Below are 15754 nucleotides of genomic sequence, written 5' to 3'. Positions count from 1 at the left end.
CTCGTCACTCCGTCGTTATCGCGGTCTCGACGTCGCTCGGATCGATTCGCCGCGCGAGGCCGGCGGTGAGCTTGCCGCGATCGAGCTCGCCCTCCCACCAGGCGACGACGATGGTGGCGACGCCATTGCCGCAAATATTGGTGAGCGCCCGGCATTCGCTCATGAATTTGTCGACGCCGAGCACCAGCGCCATGCCCGGCGCGAGGCGCGGATCGATCGCCGAGAGCGTCGCGCCGAGCGTGATGAAGCCGGCCCCGGTGACGGCCGACGCGCCTTTCGAGGTGAGCATCGCGACAGCGAGAATGGTCGCCTGCTGCCCGACCGTCAGCTCGACGCCGAGCGCCTGGGCGATGAACAGGCTCGTCAGCGTCATATAGATATTGGTGCCGTCGAGATTGAAGGAATAGCCGGTCGGCACGACGAGGCCGACCACGGATTTGGAGCAGCCGAGCCGCTCCAGCTTCTCCATCAGCTGCGGCAGCGCGCTCTCCGAAGAAGAAGTGCCGAGCACGATGAGCAATTCGTCGCGAATATAGGAGAGAAAGCGCAGAATATCAAAGCCGACGACGCGGGCGACGAGGCCGAGGACCAGCACGACGAACAGAACGGCGGTCAGATAGAAGGAGCCGACGAGCCAGGCGAGGTTGATGAGCGACGCCGTCCCAAATTTGCCGACCGTATAGGCCATGGCGCCGAAGGCGCCGATCGGAGCCGCCTTCATCACAATGGCGATGACGCCGAACATCGCATGGCCGAGATCGTCGACGACGCCGCGCAGCGCCTTCCCGCGCTCGCCCATCGCCATCAGCGCGAAGCCGAACAGAATCGAGAACAGCAGCACCTCGAGGATGTCGCCCTTGGCGAAGGCGCCGACGACGCTGTCGGGGATGATGTCGAGCACGAAGTCGACGCCCGTCTTCTGCGCCCCCGGATGCAGATATTTGGCGACCGCCTCCGCATCGGCCCTGCCCGAGAAGCCCGCGCCGGGCCGGATGAGATTGCCGACGAGGAGTCCGAGCGCCAACGCCATGGTCGAGACGATCTCGAAATAGACGAGCGCCTTGACCCCCACGCGCCCGACCTTGGCGGCGCTCTCTATATGCGCGATCCCGGAGACGACGGTGCAGAAGATGATCGGCGCGATCACCATTTTGATGAGCTTGACGAAGCCCTTGCCCAGCGCTTCGACAGAGGAGCTAGCGGCGATCTCCGGAGCGAGCGCGCCGAACGCCGCGCCGATGACGATGGCGGCGAGCACCTGGACATAGAGGAGGCGATGAAGCTTGCGCGGGGCCGTCGCGGCCGTGGTCACAGGAGGCTCCTCTATCGTGGCTCCCTGTTCCTAGACCGCAGCGGCGAAGCAACGCAAGAGCGGCGCTATCGGAGCGACGCGCGGTGGCGTCACGTCACGAATTTCACCGTGGCGAGAACGAGACCGCCGATCGCCACGACGGAGGTAAGGACAGAGGCAAAGAGCCAGCGGGCGATATCGGCGCGCAGATTCGCCGCCGTCGTCTCGATTTTTGCTTCGAGGCGCTGCTCGGCCTCGCGCACATCGGCCTTCGTCGCCACGGAGTCGCGGAGCGCCGCGTCCAGCGCATCCGCATGAGCGCGCGCCTGCTTGTCGTCGAAGCCGGCTTCTTTCAGCCGATCGACATAGGCGAGACGATCGAAGGTGACGGCGGGCGAGGTCATGCGCTTAGGATAGGCGCGGGCCGGGCCGGAATCAATCGAGAGAACCCGTTCGGACAAGACGACGGCGGCCTGCCGCCTCCCCTCCCCGCACTTGGGCGCACTTGCGGGGAAAGGTGAGGTGAGGGGCCGGGAGAGTTAGCGAAATGGCGACGCGCCGCGCGCCCGAGCCCTCGCCTCTCCGCGGGGAGAGGAGGCGGCGAGCGACGTTGTCGCATGAATTGACTCCGCCCGCCGAACGGCGGACAACACGCGCTGCGCCGAAGCCGCCAATGGACCGCAGGAATGGCCAAAGTCACGCTCATCGATAATTACGACAGCTTCACCTTCAACCTCGTGCATTATTTCGGATCGCTCGGGGCCGAGGTGACCGTCTGGCGCAATGACGCGATCTCGGCGGATGAGGTTCTCGCGGCCGGCCCGGACGCCATCGTGCTCTCCCCCGGTCCCTGCACGCCCAAGGAGGCGGGCGTCTGCCTCGACCTCATCGCCGCCGCCTGGGACAAGATCCCGATCTTCGGCGTCTGCCTAGGCCATCAGTCGATCGGCCTCTCCTTCGGCGGCGACGTCATTCGCGCGCCGCTGCCGGTTCATGGCAAGATGGCGACCATATTGCACAAAGGCGAGACCATCTTCCGCGGCATCGACAAGCCTTTCCTGGCGACGCGCTATCACTCGCTGATCGTCGCGCGCGACACCCTGCCCTCCTGCCTGCGCGTCACCGCCGAGACGCCGGACGGCCTCATCATGGGTCTCTCGCACGAGAGCGCGCCGGTGCATGGCGTGCAGTTCCATCCCGAGAGCATCACCTCCGAGCACGGCCACAAGATCCTGGGCAATTTCCTCGATCTCGCGCAGGAATGGAACGAGACGCGCCGCCGCGCCAAAGTGGCGTGACGCCGCCCCTGTCCATCGAGCAGTCCCCTCACCCTGAGGAGCGCCCGCAGGGCGCGTCTCGAAGGGTGGGCCGCAGCGCGCCCCCTGGAACATCCTTCGAGACGCGCCCTGCGGGCGCTCCTCAGGATGAGGGCTCTGGAAAGTCATGACCGACCTCGTTCCCTTCCTCGCGACCATCGCCAACGGCGCGACGCTCTCGCGCGCCGAGGCGCGCGCGGCAGTGTCCGTCATCCTCGAGGGCGGGGCGACGCCGGCGCAGCTCGGCGCCTTCCTGATGGGGCTGCGGCTGCGCGGCGAGAGCGTCGAGGAGATCATCGGCGGGGCCGAGGCCATGCGCGCGGCCATGGCGCCGGTCGAGGGCGCCGCCGACGCGATCGACATCGTCGGCACCGGCGGCGACGGCGCCGGCACTTATAATGTGTCGACGCTGGCGGCGCTGATCGTGGCCGGCTGCGGCGTGCGCGTGGCCAAGCATGGCGGCCGCGCCGCCTCCTCACGCTCGGGCGCCACCGATGTTCTGGCCGAGCTCGGCGTGCGCGTCGGCGTCGCGCCGACCCATGCGACGGCCTGCCTCGCCGAGACGGGCCTCTGCTTCATGGCGGCGCCGACCCATCATCCGGCGCTGCGCCACGCCGCCGCCGCGCGCGGCGAGCTCAAACTGCGCACGCTCTTCAATCTGCTCGGCCCCCTGTGCAATCCCGCCCGCGCCGAGCGCCAGCTGATCGGCGCCTATTCGAAAGATCTGCTGGAGCCGCTGGCCCGCGCCCTCGCCGAGCTCGGCGCGAAGCGGGCCTGGCTCGTCCATGGGAGCGACGGACTCGACGAGCTGACCACCACGGGCCCCTCTCATGTGGTCGCGCTGGCGGACGGCGAGCTCTGCGCCTTCTCCGTCGCGCCGGAAGACGCCGGCCTCGCCCGCGCCGCGCCGGCGGCGCTCGTCGGCGGCGACCCGGCCCATAACGCGAGCGCGCTGCGCGCCGTGCTGGAGGGCGCCCGCAACGCCTATCGCGACATCGCCGTTCTCAACGCCGCGGCGGCGCTGATCGTCGCCGAGGCCGCCGGCGATCTGCGCGAGGGGGCGGCGCTGGCGGCGCGGGCGCTCGACAGCGGCGCCGCGAAGGAGAAGCTCGAGGCGCTCGTCCGCGTCTCCAACCGGCCGCAGCCTGCGGCGTCGTAGCTCGTCGGCGCGCCTGTCGAATTGCGGCGAAGCACGGTATTTTCATGCTAATCTCTTCGGACGAAACGCACGCGGTTCCACTGGCGGCGATTCCGTTCTAGGTAAGCAGCATGACCGACATTCTGAGCAAGATCGAAGCGTATAAGCGAACCGAGATCAACGACGCCAAGGTGCGCATGCCGCTCTCGACGCTCGAGCGCAATGTGCGCGACCATGATCCGCCGCGCGGCTTCATCCATGCGATCGAGGCCAAGCTCGCCGAAGGGCGCATCGCGCTGATCGCCGAGATCAAGAAGGCGAGCCCCTCGAAGGGCGTGCTGCGCCCCGATTTCGATCCGCCCGCCATCGCCCGCGGCTATGCGGCCGGGGGCGCCGCCTGCCTCTCGGTGCTGACCGACGGCCCCTCCTTCCAGGGCCGGCTCGAGGATTTGGAGGCCGCGCGCAAGGCGACGCATCTGCCGGCGATCCGCAAGGATTTCCTCTACGACCGCTATCAGGTGTTCGAGGCGCGGGCCTTCGGCGCCGATTGCATCTTGATCATCATGGCCGCCGTCAGCGACGAGGAGGCGAAGGCGCTCAACACCGCCGCCCATGATCTCGGCATGGATGTGCTGGTGGAAGTGCATAATGAGCGCGAGCTCGATCGCGCTCTGCCGCTGGAGACGCGGCTCGTCGGCGTCAATAATCGCGATCTGCATACATTCGAGGTGTCGCTCGAGACCACCGAGCGCCTCGCCGAGCGAATCCCGAAGGACCGCATCATCGTCGCCGAGAGCGGCGTCGCCGCGCATGAGGATTGTCTGCGGCTCGAAAAATCCGGCGTGTTCACCTTCCTCGTCGGCGAGAGCCTGGTGCGCAAGGATGATGTGACGGCGGCGACGCGCGCGCTGCTGCACGGCGCCTCGGCGACCGAGCACAGGCGCGCGCGTGTCTGAGCCATGAGCGCGCTCACGCATCTTTCAAACAAGGGCGAGGCGCATATCGTCGACGTCTCCGACAAGCCGGAGACGAAGCGCGTCGCCGTGGCGCGGGGCCGCATCGTGATGGACGCGGCCACTCTCACGCTCGCCGTCGAGGGGCAGGCGAAGAAGGGCGATGTGTTCGGCGTCGCGCGCGTCGCCGGCGTCATGGCGGCGAAGCGGACGCATGAGCTGATCCCGCTCTGTCATCCTCTGCCCGTCACCAAGATCGCGGTCGATGTCGCGGCCGACGCGGCCCTGCCCGGCGTGACGGTGACGGCCGAAGTCTCCGTGACCGGCAAGACCGGCGTGGAGATGGAGGCGCTGACCGCGGTGAGCGTCGCGCTTCTGACCGTCTATGACATGCTGAAGGCCGTCGATCGCGGCATGCGCATCGAGGGCGTGGAGCTATTGGAAAAACGCGGCGGGCGCTCCGGCGAATGGCGCCGCGACGAAATGGACCAGAATGGCTGACGACAAATTGCTGTCCGTGGACGAGGCCCTCGCCCGCGTGCTCGCCGGCGTGACGCGCCTCGGCGAGCAGGAGGTTCCGCTTTCCCAGGCGCTCGGCCGCACGCTCGCGGCCGATCTCGTCTCCCGCCGCACCCAGCCGCCGGTCGCCGTCTCGGCCATGGACGGCTATGCGCTGCGCGCCGCGGATCTCGCTGCGCCGGGCGCGCGTCTGACGCTCGTCGGCGAGAGCGCCGCCGGCCATGGCTATGGCGCTCCGCTCGGCCCCGGCGAGACCGTGCGCATCTTCACCGGCGCGCCCGTGCCCGAGGGCGCCGACACGATCCTCTTGCAGGAGGATGCGACGGTGGACGCCGCCGGCGTCGGCGCCGCCTCCCCGCCCCCGGCCGGCCGCCACATTCGCGCACGCGGCCTCGATTTTCGTGAGGGCGACGCCGCGCTCTTCTCCGGAACGCGGCTCGGTCCGAACGAGCTGGCGCTCGCCGCCGCGATCAACCATCCGCAGCTAGCGGTGGCGCGCCGTCCGCGCGTGGCGCTGATCGCCTCGGGCGACGAGCTGGTTCCGCCCGGCGCCGAGCCCGGCCCGAGCCAGATCATCGCCTGCAACGGCTACGCCGTGGCGGCCATCGCCGAGAGCGCCGGCGCCGAAGTGATCGACCTCGGCATCTTCCGCGACGACATCGCCGAGCTGGAAAAAGGTTTCGCTCGCGCCCGCGAGGAGCGCGCCGATATTCTGGTGACGCTCGGCGGCGCCTCGGTCGGCGACCACGACCTGCTGCGCCCGGCCCTCGCCCGCCAGGGCATGACGCTGGATTTCTGGCGCATCGCCATGCGCCCGGGCAAGCCGCTGATCCATGGGACGCTCGGCGAGACCCGCATTCTGGGCCTTCCCGGCAATCCGGTGGCGGCGATCGTCTGCGCCCTGGTGTTCCTGGCCCCGCTGATCCGCGCGCTGCAGGGCGACAAGCGCGCCGGCGCCGACGAGAGCGAGGCCGCCATCGCCGGCGCCGCGCTGAAGCCGAACAAAGGCCGCCGCGATTTTATGCGCGCGAGACTCGGGCGTGATGCGGAAGGCCGGCTGGTGGCGACTCCGGAGCCGCTGCAAGATTCCTCGCTGCTGACCGAGCTGGTCCGCTCCCAGGCCCTGCTGATCCGCGAGGCCGGCGCGCCGGCGGTGGCGGCCGGCGGGGCGTGCCGGGTGCTGAGGCTGCCGGGGGCGTTCGTGACGGGATAATCGAGCTTGGCCTCGCTGGCGTTTGCCGGCGCGACCCCATATATTGGTCATCTAGATGGTCATGAGGAAGGCGACGATGAGCGGAGTCACCATTGCCGAGGCCAAGGCCCATCTGAGCGAGCTGGTCGAGCGAGCGGCTCGGGGAGCAACCGTCCGCCTAACGCGCCGTGGCAAGGTGATCGCGAAGATCGCGCCGCTGGAGGAGCCTCGCAAGCCGGTCGATGTCGCGGCTCTGCGCGCGCTGACCGACCGCATGCCGCTGCAAACCGAGCCTTCGAGCGAATTCGTGCGCCGCATGCGGAACGAGGACCGCTATTGACGCTCTAACTCGACACGTCGCTGCTGGTGGCGGCGCTGACCCTGGAAGCGCGCACAGCTCAGATTCAAAGCTGGCTTTATGACCCGACGCCGGGTTCGCTCGCCATCAGCGAATGGACAGTCGCCGAGTTCTCATCCGCTCTGTCGATTAAACTGCGCACCGGCGCGGTCGACGCTGCTCTACGCGCCGACGCGCTGGCCGCTCTGGCGCGCCTTTGCTCCGACAGCTTCGCCCTTCTGCCGATCACCTCGAATGAATTCCACACGGCCACGAGATTTGTCGACCAATTCGCGCTTGGACTGCGCGCTGGCGACGCTCTGCACCTCGCCGTCAGCGCCGCACATGGCGCGACGCTGTGCACGCTCGACAAGCGCCTCGCCGAGGCGGGACCGCCGCTCGGGGTTTCGACGCTGATCCCCTGACCGCGCAAAGGCTTCACCCGAGCGCTTTCGCCCAAACGCCGTCCTGTGTTATCGCCTCTTTCGGAGGGAGACCGAACACATGACCGAATCCGCTGCCCCGCGTCGCGACAAGCCCTGGCTGTTCCGCACCTATGCCGGCCATTCCACGGCCGCCGAGTCGAACCGCCTCTATCGCTCCAATCTCGCCAAGGGCCAGACGGGTCTCTCCATCGCCTTCGATCTGCCCACCCAGACCGGCTATGACAGCGACCATATCCTCTCGCGCGGCGAGGTCGGCAAGGTCGGCGTGCCGGTGTCGCATCTCGGCGACATGCGCCAGCTGTTCGACGGCATTCCGATCGCGGATATGAACACGTCGATGACCATCAACGCCACCGCGGTCTGGCTGTTCGCGCTCTATATCGCCGCGGCCGACGAGCAAGGCGCCCCGCGCGGCAAGCTGCAAGGCACCACGCAGAACGACATCATCAAGGAATATCTCTCGCGCGGGTCTTATGTGTTCCCGCCGGCGCAGTCGCTGCGGCTGACGCAGGACCTCATTCTCTTCACCACGAAGGAATGCCCCAAGTTCAACCCGATGAATGTCTGCTCCTATCATCTGCAGGAGGCCGGCGCGACGCCGGCGCAGGAGCTGGCCTATGCGCTCGCCACGGCCTGCGCCATTCTCGACGGGGTGAAGGCCGCCGGTCTCTCGGACAAGGATTTCGCCGAGGTGGTCGGCCGCATCTCCTTCTTCGTCAACGCCGGGATGCGCTTCGTCACCGAGCTGTGCAAGATGCGCGCTTTCGTCGAGCTGTGGGACGAGATCACCCGCGACCGCTATGGCGTCACGGATGAGAAGTCCCGCCGCTTCCGCTATGGCGTGCAGGTGAATTCTCTCGGCCTCACCGAGCAGCAGCCGGAGAACAACGTCTATCGCATATTGATCGAGGCGCTGGCGGTCGTGCTGTCGAAGAACGCCCGCGCCCGCGCCGTGCAGCTGCCGGCCTGGAACGAGGCGCTCGGCCTGCCGCGGCCCTTCGATCAGCAATGGTCGCTGCGCATGCAGCAGATCATGGCCTATGAGACCGATCTTCTGGAATATGGCGACATCTTCGACGGCAATCCGGCGATCGCGGCCAAGGTCGCGGCGCTGAAGGCGGAGGCGGTCGCCGAGCTGAAGAAGATCGACGAGCTGGGCGGCGCCGCGGCGGCGGTCGAGCTCGGCTATATGAAGTCGAAGCTGGTCGAGAGCAATACGGCGCGGCTCGAGGCGATCGAGGCCGGCGAGCAGATCGTCGTCGGCGTCAACAAGTTCACCGAGGGCGAGCCCTCGCCGCTCACCGCTGGCGACAATCAGATCATGGTCGTGCCCGAGCATGTCGAGGCCGAGCAGATCGCCCGGCTGAACGCCTGGCGCGCGCAGCGCGACGCCAAGGCGGCGCAGGCGGCGCTCGACGGACTTGTGCGCGCGGCGAAGGAAGGCCGCAATATGGTCGAGCCCTCGATCGCCGCCGCCAAGGCCGGCGTGACGACGGGCGAATGGGGCGCGGTGCTGCGCGGCGTGTTCGGCGAATATCGCGCGCCGACCGGCGTCTCCTCCACGGCGCGGCAGGTCGGCGGCCAGCTCGACGCGGTGCGCGAGGAGGTGCAGCGCGTCTCCACCAAGATCGGCACGCGCGCCAAATTCCTGGTCGGCAAGCCGGGCCTCGATGGCCATTCCAATGGCGCCGAGCAGATCGCCGTGCGCGCCCGCGACGCCGGCTTCGACGTGATCTACGCCGGCATCCGCTCGACCCCGGCCGAGCTGGTCGAGACGGCGCAGAAGGAAGGCGCGCATTGCATCGGCCTCTCCATCCTCTCCGGCTCGCATGTGACGCTCGCCCATGAGGTGCTGCGGCTGATGAAGGAGAAGGGCGTCGAGGCGCCCCTGGTCGTCGGCGGCATCATCCCGCCGGCCGACGAGAAGCTGCTGCGCGACAATGGCGTGGCGGCGGTCTACACGCCGAAGAATTATGATCTCAACGCGATCATGACCGATTTGGCGCAACTTATCGAGAAGAGCGTGGAGGGGCGGGCGTAGGGCCGCGCGCCCACTGTGCCGTCATCGCGAGCGCAGCGAAGCGATCCAGAGCCGCGGGGCGGGCTCCTGGATCGCGGGCCCCTCGTGAGGGTCGGACGCTCGAGTGGGGTTTGATTTTCGCCAATGCGCCAGAAGCGCTCGCTCGCATGGTTCCAGATAGCAAGCCTATGCACGAGGGGCGGGACGCCGCGCCCGACGAGAAAGCGGTTCCATATTGAGCAATTAGATTTTAATTGGTTTATGGATTGCGTCTCCGAGAGGTTTGATGCTGGTGAGCAGCTGGAAACGAATTGCAATTGAAAAGTTGCCAAAGCACAAATCAATAATTGAAAGAGCAAAGAGTCCGATGGCTCTTTGGATAGATTTATGGTGCGAGTTTGCAAAATCGTTCGAGGCTGACGATATGGATGGAATTCATCAAACGATGGCCTATGCTCGGTATTGCCTGAGCGCCCAAAGCGATGATGTGAGAACTGCTGTTGCATTTGCATTTATTGAACATCTACCTACAAAACAAGGCATCAAGGCCGCATTGCCAGATTTGCTGACTGCTGCCGAGTTTTGCAGCCTCAAGCACATCCTCAGCTACCATGTTGGCGACAGCGTCGTGAATGAAATAGAGCAGGATTATCGACGAAAATACGATCCTTTTATGCGCTCGAAAGCAGACGCACACACGGACCGGCACAAGAGACGCTGAGGCGTCGGTTGCAAGCCAATGCCTCGGTGCACAATTCAAGATTATCGCAACGCGCTTGGGGCTAGCCACTTCAGTTTGGCATCGCCAGCCGCGACATAAATAAAAGCATTCCAGTCCTGCACGAATATCCAATTTACAAAAGCGTTGGCAGGCACAGGAGGCAGAACCGTTGATGGTGGTTTGGCAAGCGATTTAATAGCCCCTAGGTCAATTGTGAGCCAGCCATTAGCGAAAAACGGATAACCAGCACAGGGTGGCTCGCAAACCCAAAATATCACGCCTGTTAGAGTGATTTCTGCTTGCTTGTATTTTTCACGTTCTGCCTCGGAAACGGCATCGATGTCACCCATCCATATGTCTAGCAATAACTTCGCCTCACGGCTTACATAATCGACTGTCACGACCTTTAGCTTAGCATCGTGCAATCCGTTCGGTAGCGATAAAGCGAGGTCAGAAAGCGTCATCGGGGAACCTTGGCTTATGAGGGCAAGACCATACGGGCCTAAATGGGCTGGTGCAAAAAATCGCGGCCTCCCTGCCGCCATGCAAGACGATACGGCCCGCGTCATCATGGCGATGACGGCGACAAACCGCCGGTCGTGTAGCTCACCGCCGAGGGGAAAGCTTCGTTCGGAAAGTCTTTCGCGCAGGCGGAGCGCGGCGAGTTCGCGACGGACGATCAGCTGCGGGCCATCTGGGCGAAGCATGGCCTGTGAAGCTCCGCTACACTCTCCGCGCCGCCGCCGAGCTCGACAAGATGCTTTCTTTCGTCGATGAACATTCGCCACACGGCGAAGGATAAAAATCCCAGATCCTCATCCTGAGGAGCCGCCGCAGGCGGCGTCTCGAAGGATGGCAGCGGGGCGAATCCTTTGGGTTCCTCCCTTTGCCGTCCTTCGAGACGCCCGCTTCGCGGGCTCCTCAGGACGAGGGTTGTGGATTTATTCCTTCACCTGATCGCCCCACCGCCCTCGCGGCCGCCGCGTTGAACGCGGCCGCGAACCTGCTATCTTCCCCTCCATGACCGCCCTGACCATCGACACGCTCGCCATCGTGCAGGTTTTGCGCAAGAGAGGCTTCTCGGAAGAGCAGGCCATCGGCGTCGTCGAGGCGTTTCGCGAGATCGACGCAGGCCTTCTCGCGACAAAATCGGACATTCGCGAGGTCGAGGCCAAGATCGAGACGTCCGCCGCCAACCTCAAAGTGGACATTCTCCGCTGGCTCGTCGTCACGCAATTCGCGCTCGGCGGCTTCCTTCTCGCGGCGCTGAAATTCCTCCGCTGATCGCTTGGCCGGGGCCAACGAGATGACGGACGGCCCCGCCGAGTTCCTCCGCGCCGAACGGCCGAGCCGTCGCCCGTCTGCGCGCCGTGCAATGGCAGGCAGCGTGAGGTGACGTCTTTTCTTGGCGAGTTCGAGAGGGATGAATGCATGAATGTCTTGAATATACGATAGAAGGCAAGAGGTGAGTTTGTTCCTTTGCGCGCGCGGACCGTCCTTGGGGGCTGCTCGGGAAGAGCAGGCCATCGGCGTCGTCGAGGCGTTTCGCTAGATCGTTGCGGGAACCCTGACCACGAAAGCCGATCTGCGGGAAGTCGAGACGAAGCTCGAAGCGAAGATCGAGACCGTGAGCGTCAAGGTGGGCATATTGCGCTGGCTCGTCGTCACGCAGATCGCGCTCGGAGGCTTCATGCTGGCGGCGCTCGAATTTTTGAAATGAGCCTGGATCAGCACCGGCGCGAGCAACGACGGTCGCCACCTCCATCGATACGCTACATCTCCCGAGCCCGTTTGCGGGCGCTCCGCGGGACGAGGTGAGGGCAAGGGAGGCCCGCGGTTTGCCGGGGGCCGCCTATCTGATCCGTCCTGCGCCGTTCCCCGTGAGCGCCGCGCCCGCATTGTGGGCGAGCGGCCAGAAGAACAGGATCGAGGCGGCCGACACCGCCGCGACCATCAGAAACGCCGGCTCGAAATCCATATATTGCAGCGCCCCGCCGCCATGCAGCGACCGGGCCCCCTCCAGCGCCGCGGCGCCGAGGGACACGCCGGCGGACAGTGACAATTGCTGTCCGGCCGAGGCGAAGCTGGTGGCCCGGCTCATCGCCTGCTGGTCGATATCGGCGTAGCCGATGGCGTTGAGCGCGGTGAATTCGAGCGAGCGGAAGAAGCCGCCGACGAGCAGGATCGTCATGATCGCCCAATGCGGCGTCGCCGGCGTGAAGAAGGCGTTGGCGCAGAAGAAGCCGGCCGAGATCAGCGCATTGACGATCAGCACCCGGCGGAAGCCGAAGCGGTTCAAGATCGGCTGCGCCGTCGTCTTCATCGCCATGGCGCCGATGGCGGCGACGAAGGTCAGCGAGCCGGATTGAAAGGCGGTGAGCCCGAAGCCCGTCTGCAGCATCAAGGGCAGCAGGAACGGCGAGGCGCCGAGCCCCATGCGGAACAGGAAGCCGCCGACGACCGAGGCGTGAAAACTCGGCACGCGCAAAAGCGAGAGATCGATGATCGGATAGGGCGCCCGCAGCGCATGGCGCACATAGAGCGCGAGCGCCAGCACGCCGGCGCCGATGAGCGCCGCGACATAAGGAAGCGCGATGAAGCCGGGGCCGGCGACGCCGAGACCGAAGACGAGGGCGGAAAGGCCGAAGCCCGAGAGCAGAAAGCCCTTCACATCGAGCGGCGGGACCTCGGCCTCGCGCAGGTCCGGAATGAAGCGCGTGACCAGCAGCACGCCCAGGACCCCGATCGGGACATTGATCCAGAAGATGTAGCGCCAGTGGAAATAAGTGGCGATGAAGCCGCCGAGCGGCGGGCCGATCATCGGCCCCATCAGCGCCGGCACGGTGAGATAGGCGAGCGCCCGCACCAATTGCTCGCGCGGCGCGACGCGCAGCAGCACCAGCCGCCCGACCGGCACCATCATCGCCCCGCCGAGCCCCTGCACGACGCGCGACAGCACGACGCCGGTGAGCGAGGTCGAGAGGCCGCAGAGAATCGAGCCGAAGGTGAAGACGAGGATCGCCGCGCGAAACACTCGCCGCGCGCCATGACGGTCGGCGACCCAGCCGGAAACGGGGATGAACACCGCGAGCGAGAGCAGATAAGAGGTGAGCGCCAGCTTCAGCGCGATCGGGTCCTCGTGAAGATCGGCGGCCATGGCCGGCAGGGCCGTCGACAGCACGGTGCCGTCGAGATTCTCCATGAACAGCGCAGTGGCGACGATCAGCGGTGTGACGGCGAAAGAAGGCAACGGACCTCGTTCAAGGTGGGCGTGGAAGGCTCGGGCGCCGTTCTATATGCCGGCTTTCGAGCCGATTGTCGAAAGCGCCGTGGATCAGGCTCGCGCCTGCAGCAGCCGCGCGGCGGCGCGGCTGGCGCGGTGCTGGGCGTGGCAGATGGCGACGGCGAGCGCATCGGCGGCGTCGGCGCTCTCGGCGCGGCTCGCCGGCAGCAGCACGCGCACCATCATCGCGACCTGCGCCTTCTCGGCGTGGCCGTTGCCGACCACCGTCTTCTTGACCAGATTGGCGGCATATTCGGCGACCTCGAGGCCGGCGAGAGCGGGGGCGGCGAGCGCGACGCCGCGCGCCAGCCCGAGCTTCAGCGCCGATTGCGGATCGCGGTTGACGAAAGTCTCCTCGACCGCCGCCTCATGGGGCGAATGCGCCGTGATGATTTCCGCGAGTCCGCGCTGCAATTGCGCCAGCCGCTCGGCGAGCGCGGCGTCGCCATCGGAATGCAGGCTGCCGCAGGCGACGAAGGAGAGCCGCGACCCGCGCGACGCCTCGATGATGCCCCAGCCGGTGTTGCGCAGGCCCGGGTCGACGCCGAGAATGCGAATCGTTTCGTTCGTCATGACGTTAACCCCAATCAAGAAATCGCGCTCTCCTTCTCCCGCGAGCGGGGAGAGGCGGCAGGCGCCGCTAGAACTGACGAGCGTTCGAAATAAGGCCCGACGCCGGCCGCCTCCTCTCTCCGCCTTGGCGGGGAGAGGTGAGGTGAGGGGCTCGGCGAGCTCGCGATATCGAGACGCCGCGAGCCCTCCCGGCCCCTCACCTCTCCCCGCTCGCGCGCGAGCGGGGAGAGGAGGCGGCAGGCGCCGCTGGAACTGACGAGCGCTTCGAATTAAGGCCACGACGTCTGCCGCTTCGTCTCCCCGCGCGCATTGCGAGCGGGAGACGGGAGAACGGCGCGATTCCTCTTTATGTCTTCGCTTCGATCTGGCCGATCGCGTCGACGACGGCGTCGAAGGTCAGCAGCGTCGAGGCGTGTCGCGATTTGAAATCGCGCACGGGCTCGAGGAGAGCGATGTCGCCCCATTTGCCTTCCGGCGGGGCGCCGTTCTCCTTGAGCATCTTGCGGACGATCTCGCGCAAGTCGCGCAACTCCTGCGGCGTCGAGCCGACGATGTTGCGCGCCATGATCGAGGAGGCGGCCTGGCCGAGCGCGCAGGCTTTGACCTCATGGGCGAAATCCGCCACTTTTCCGTCGGAAAGGGTGACGTCGACCGTCACTGTCGATCCGCAGAGCTTGGAATGGGCGGTGGCGCTGGCGCCGGGAGCCGGCAGTCGTCCGATGCGCGGAATCTGCGCGGCGAGCTCCAGAATGCGCTGGTTGTACACTTGATCGAGCATGGTGGCCGATAAGTTGCTAGCGGGGGGTTACGTGGATTTCTTCCACTGAGTATATAATTCCTCGGGCCGTGTCGAAAGCGGCCATCGTCCCCGAAGACCGTCGGGCTTCGTTGATTTTGGAGGCGCCACATGGATGCCGTGGTTAAGCCCTTGCTCAGCCGTCCCGAGACGGCGGAGAAGCCTGTCGAGCGGCCGAGCCGCGAGGAAGCGGAGGCGGCCGTGCGCGTGCTGCTGCGCTGGGCGGGAGACAATCCGGACCGCGAGGGGCTGAAAGAGACGCCGCGTCGCGTCGTGAAGGCCTATGAGGAATTTTTCCGCGGCTATCAGGAGGACGCCGGCGAGTCGCTGGCGCGCATCTTCGAGGAGGTCGAGGGCTATGACGACCTCGTCCTCGTGCGCGACATTCCCTTCGTGTCGCATTGCGAGCATCATATCGTGCCCTTCGTCGGAAAGGCGCATATCGCTTATTATCCGACAGGCGGCGTCGTCGGCCTCTCCAAGCTCGCCCGTCTCGTCGACACCTACGCCAAGCGCCTGCAGACGCAGGAGGCGATGACGGCGCAGATCGCCACGGCGATCGACCAGCATCTCGCGCCGCGCGGCGTCGCCGTTCTGGTCGAGGCCGAGCATATGTGCATGTCCATGCGCGGCGTGCTGAAGCAGGGCTCCTCGACCGTCACCGTGCAATTCTCCGGCGTGTTCCGCGACGAGCCGGCCGAGCAGGTGCATTTCTACACGTTGCTGCGCGGCGGCCGCTGACATGTCCGCGCTGCCGCCGGCCGAGGCGAAGGAGATCGAGGCGAAGGAGATCGAGGAAGGCCTCGTTCTCGCCCCGCGCTTCGACGCGCAGGGCCTCGTCGTGTGCATCACAATGGAGGCGGCGACCAAGGAGATTCTCATGGTCGCCTATATGAACGAGCTGGCGCTCGACAAGACCATCGAGACCGGGATCGCCCATTATTGGTCGCGCTCGCGCCAGAGCCTCTGGCGCAAGGGCGACACCTCCGGTCAGGTGCAGAAGGTGCTGTCGATCGAGGTCGATTGCGACCAGGACGCGCTGCTGCTGAGGGTCGAGCCCGGAGGCGACGGCAAGGCCTGCCACACGGGACGAAAGTCCTGCTTCTATCGCCGCCTCGCCGATGGGCCGACGCGGCGGCTGGAGTTCGCGTAGAGCGCCCTGCCCCTCG

Annotated in this window: 18 protein-coding genes; 12 read left to right on the top strand and 6 right to left on the bottom strand. The window is 66.2% G+C overall.

From position 1 onward, the window contains the following. Nucleotides 1-4: 4 nt before the first annotated feature. Both dctA and CQW49_RS20260 read right to left on the bottom strand, forming a co-directional pair. Nucleotides 5-1312 (bottom strand): C4-dicarboxylate transporter DctA, encoded by a 1308-nt coding sequence (gene dctA, locus CQW49_RS20265; RefSeq protein ID WP_003609425.1) that lies wholly within the window; start codon nucleotides 1310-1312, stop codon nucleotides 5-7. Between the two features lie 89 nt (nucleotides 1313-1401). Then, nucleotides 1402-1695, bottom strand: a complete 294-nt coding sequence (locus CQW49_RS20260) for a hypothetical protein (RefSeq protein ID WP_024749450.1) — start codon at nucleotides 1693-1695, stop codon at nucleotides 1402-1404. Between the two features lie 282 nt (nucleotides 1696-1977). On the opposite strand from CQW49_RS20260, the gene CQW49_RS20255 reads away from it, so the two are divergent. The 9 genes from CQW49_RS20255 to CQW49_RS24795 all read left to right on the top strand — a co-directional run bounded on the left by CQW49_RS20255 (nucleotide 1978) and on the right by CQW49_RS24795 (nucleotide 9933). Continuing rightward, on the top strand, nucleotides 1978-2589 hold the full coding sequence (locus CQW49_RS20255) for an anthranilate synthase component II (protein ID WP_003609429.1): 612 nt from the start codon (nucleotides 1978-1980) through the stop codon (nucleotides 2587-2589). A 145-nt stretch (nucleotides 2590-2734) separates the two neighbouring features. After that, entirely contained in the window at nucleotides 2735-3766 is a 1032-nt protein-coding gene (gene trpD, locus CQW49_RS20250) for an anthranilate phosphoribosyltransferase (protein WP_003609431.1), read from the top strand. A 110-nt stretch (nucleotides 3767-3876) separates the two neighbouring features. After that, complete coding sequence (trpC, locus tag CQW49_RS20245) at nucleotides 3877-4701, top strand: indole-3-glycerol phosphate synthase TrpC (RefSeq protein WP_003609432.1); 825 nt, start codon at nucleotides 3877-3879, stop codon at nucleotides 4699-4701. 3 nt (nucleotides 4702-4704) lie between these two features. Further along, nucleotides 4705-5199 (top strand): cyclic pyranopterin monophosphate synthase MoaC, encoded by a 495-nt coding sequence (gene moaC / locus CQW49_RS20240; RefSeq protein ID WP_003609435.1) that lies wholly within the window; start codon nucleotides 4705-4707, stop codon nucleotides 5197-5199. Next, complete coding sequence (locus CQW49_RS20235) at nucleotides 5192-6430, top strand: molybdopterin molybdotransferase MoeA (protein WP_003609437.1); 1239 nt, start codon at nucleotides 5192-5194, stop codon at nucleotides 6428-6430. Before moaC ends, CQW49_RS20235 begins: the two co-directional genes overlap by 8 nt. Nucleotides 6431-6506: 76 nt before the next feature. Next, complete coding sequence (locus tag CQW49_RS20230) at nucleotides 6507-6749, top strand: type II toxin-antitoxin system Phd/YefM family antitoxin (protein ID WP_003609440.1); 243 nt, start codon at nucleotides 6507-6509, stop codon at nucleotides 6747-6749. Between the two features lie 26 nt (nucleotides 6750-6775). Further along, nucleotides 6776-7171, top strand: coding sequence for a type II toxin-antitoxin system VapC family toxin (locus CQW49_RS20225; RefSeq protein ID WP_003609442.1), 396 nt, complete (start codon nucleotides 6776-6778; stop codon nucleotides 7169-7171). A gap of 79 nt (nucleotides 7172-7250) precedes the next feature. After that, nucleotides 7251-9233: a protein meaA gene (locus CQW49_RS20220; protein ID WP_003609445.1), complete on the top strand. Its 1983-nt coding sequence runs from the start codon at nucleotides 7251-7253 to the stop codon at nucleotides 9231-9233. Between the two features lie 265 nt (nucleotides 9234-9498). After that, complete coding sequence (locus tag CQW49_RS24795; RefSeq protein WP_155931230.1) at nucleotides 9499-9933, top strand: hypothetical protein; 435 nt, start codon at nucleotides 9499-9501, stop codon at nucleotides 9931-9933. 41 nt (nucleotides 9934-9974) lie between these two features. Here the strand turns inward: CQW49_RS24795 and CQW49_RS26185 are convergent, their stop codons facing one another. Next, entirely contained in the window at nucleotides 9975-10640 is a 666-nt protein-coding gene (locus tag CQW49_RS26185) for a hypothetical protein (protein ID WP_155931231.1), read from the bottom strand. 313 nt (nucleotides 10641-10953) lie between these two features. On the opposite strand from CQW49_RS26185, the gene CQW49_RS20210 reads away from it, so the two are divergent. Then, nucleotides 10954-11217: a CCDC90 family protein gene (locus tag CQW49_RS20210; RefSeq protein WP_003609447.1), complete on the top strand. Its 264-nt coding sequence runs from the start codon at nucleotides 10954-10956 to the stop codon at nucleotides 11215-11217. 568 nt (nucleotides 11218-11785) lie between these two features. Here the strand turns inward: CQW49_RS20210 and CQW49_RS20200 are convergent. The 3 genes from CQW49_RS20200 to CQW49_RS20190 form a co-directional block, all read right to left on the bottom strand. After that, on the bottom strand, nucleotides 11786-13183 hold the full coding sequence (locus CQW49_RS20200; RefSeq protein ID WP_003609449.1) for a DHA2 family efflux MFS transporter permease subunit: 1398 nt from the start codon (nucleotides 13181-13183) through the stop codon (nucleotides 11786-11788). Between the two features lie 84 nt (nucleotides 13184-13267). After that, nucleotides 13268-13789: a crossover junction endodeoxyribonuclease RuvC gene (gene ruvC, locus CQW49_RS20195; RefSeq protein ID WP_024749452.1), complete on the bottom strand. Its 522-nt coding sequence runs from the start codon at nucleotides 13787-13789 to the stop codon at nucleotides 13268-13270. A gap of 346 nt (nucleotides 13790-14135) precedes the next feature. After that, a complete protein-coding gene (locus tag CQW49_RS20190; RefSeq protein WP_003609453.1) occupies nucleotides 14136-14567 on the bottom strand; it encodes an iron-sulfur cluster assembly scaffold protein in 432 nt (143 codons plus the stop codon). Nucleotides 14568-14696: 129 nt separating this feature from the next. Here CQW49_RS20190 and folE point away from each other — a divergent pair, with 129 nt between their 5' ends. Together folE and hisI are read left to right on the top strand one after the other, a co-directional pair. Next, nucleotides 14697-15326: a GTP cyclohydrolase I FolE gene (gene folE / locus CQW49_RS20185; RefSeq protein WP_003609455.1), complete on the top strand. Its 630-nt coding sequence runs from the start codon at nucleotides 14697-14699 to the stop codon at nucleotides 15324-15326. Between the two features lies 1 nt (nucleotide 15327). Then, nucleotides 15328-15738 carry a phosphoribosyl-AMP cyclohydrolase gene (gene hisI / locus CQW49_RS20180; RefSeq protein ID WP_003609457.1) on the top strand — a complete coding sequence of 137 codons (411 nt, stop codon included), beginning with the start codon at nucleotides 15328-15330 and terminating at the stop codon, nucleotides 15736-15738. Nucleotides 15739-15754 lie beyond the last annotated feature (16 nt).

Origin of the sequence: Methylosinus trichosporium OB3b, from assembly GCF_002752655.1 — a bacterium.
GTDB lineage: Bacteria > Pseudomonadota > Alphaproteobacteria > Rhizobiales > Beijerinckiaceae > Methylosinus > Methylosinus trichosporium.
This window is presented reverse-complemented; position numbering and strand designations above follow the sequence as displayed.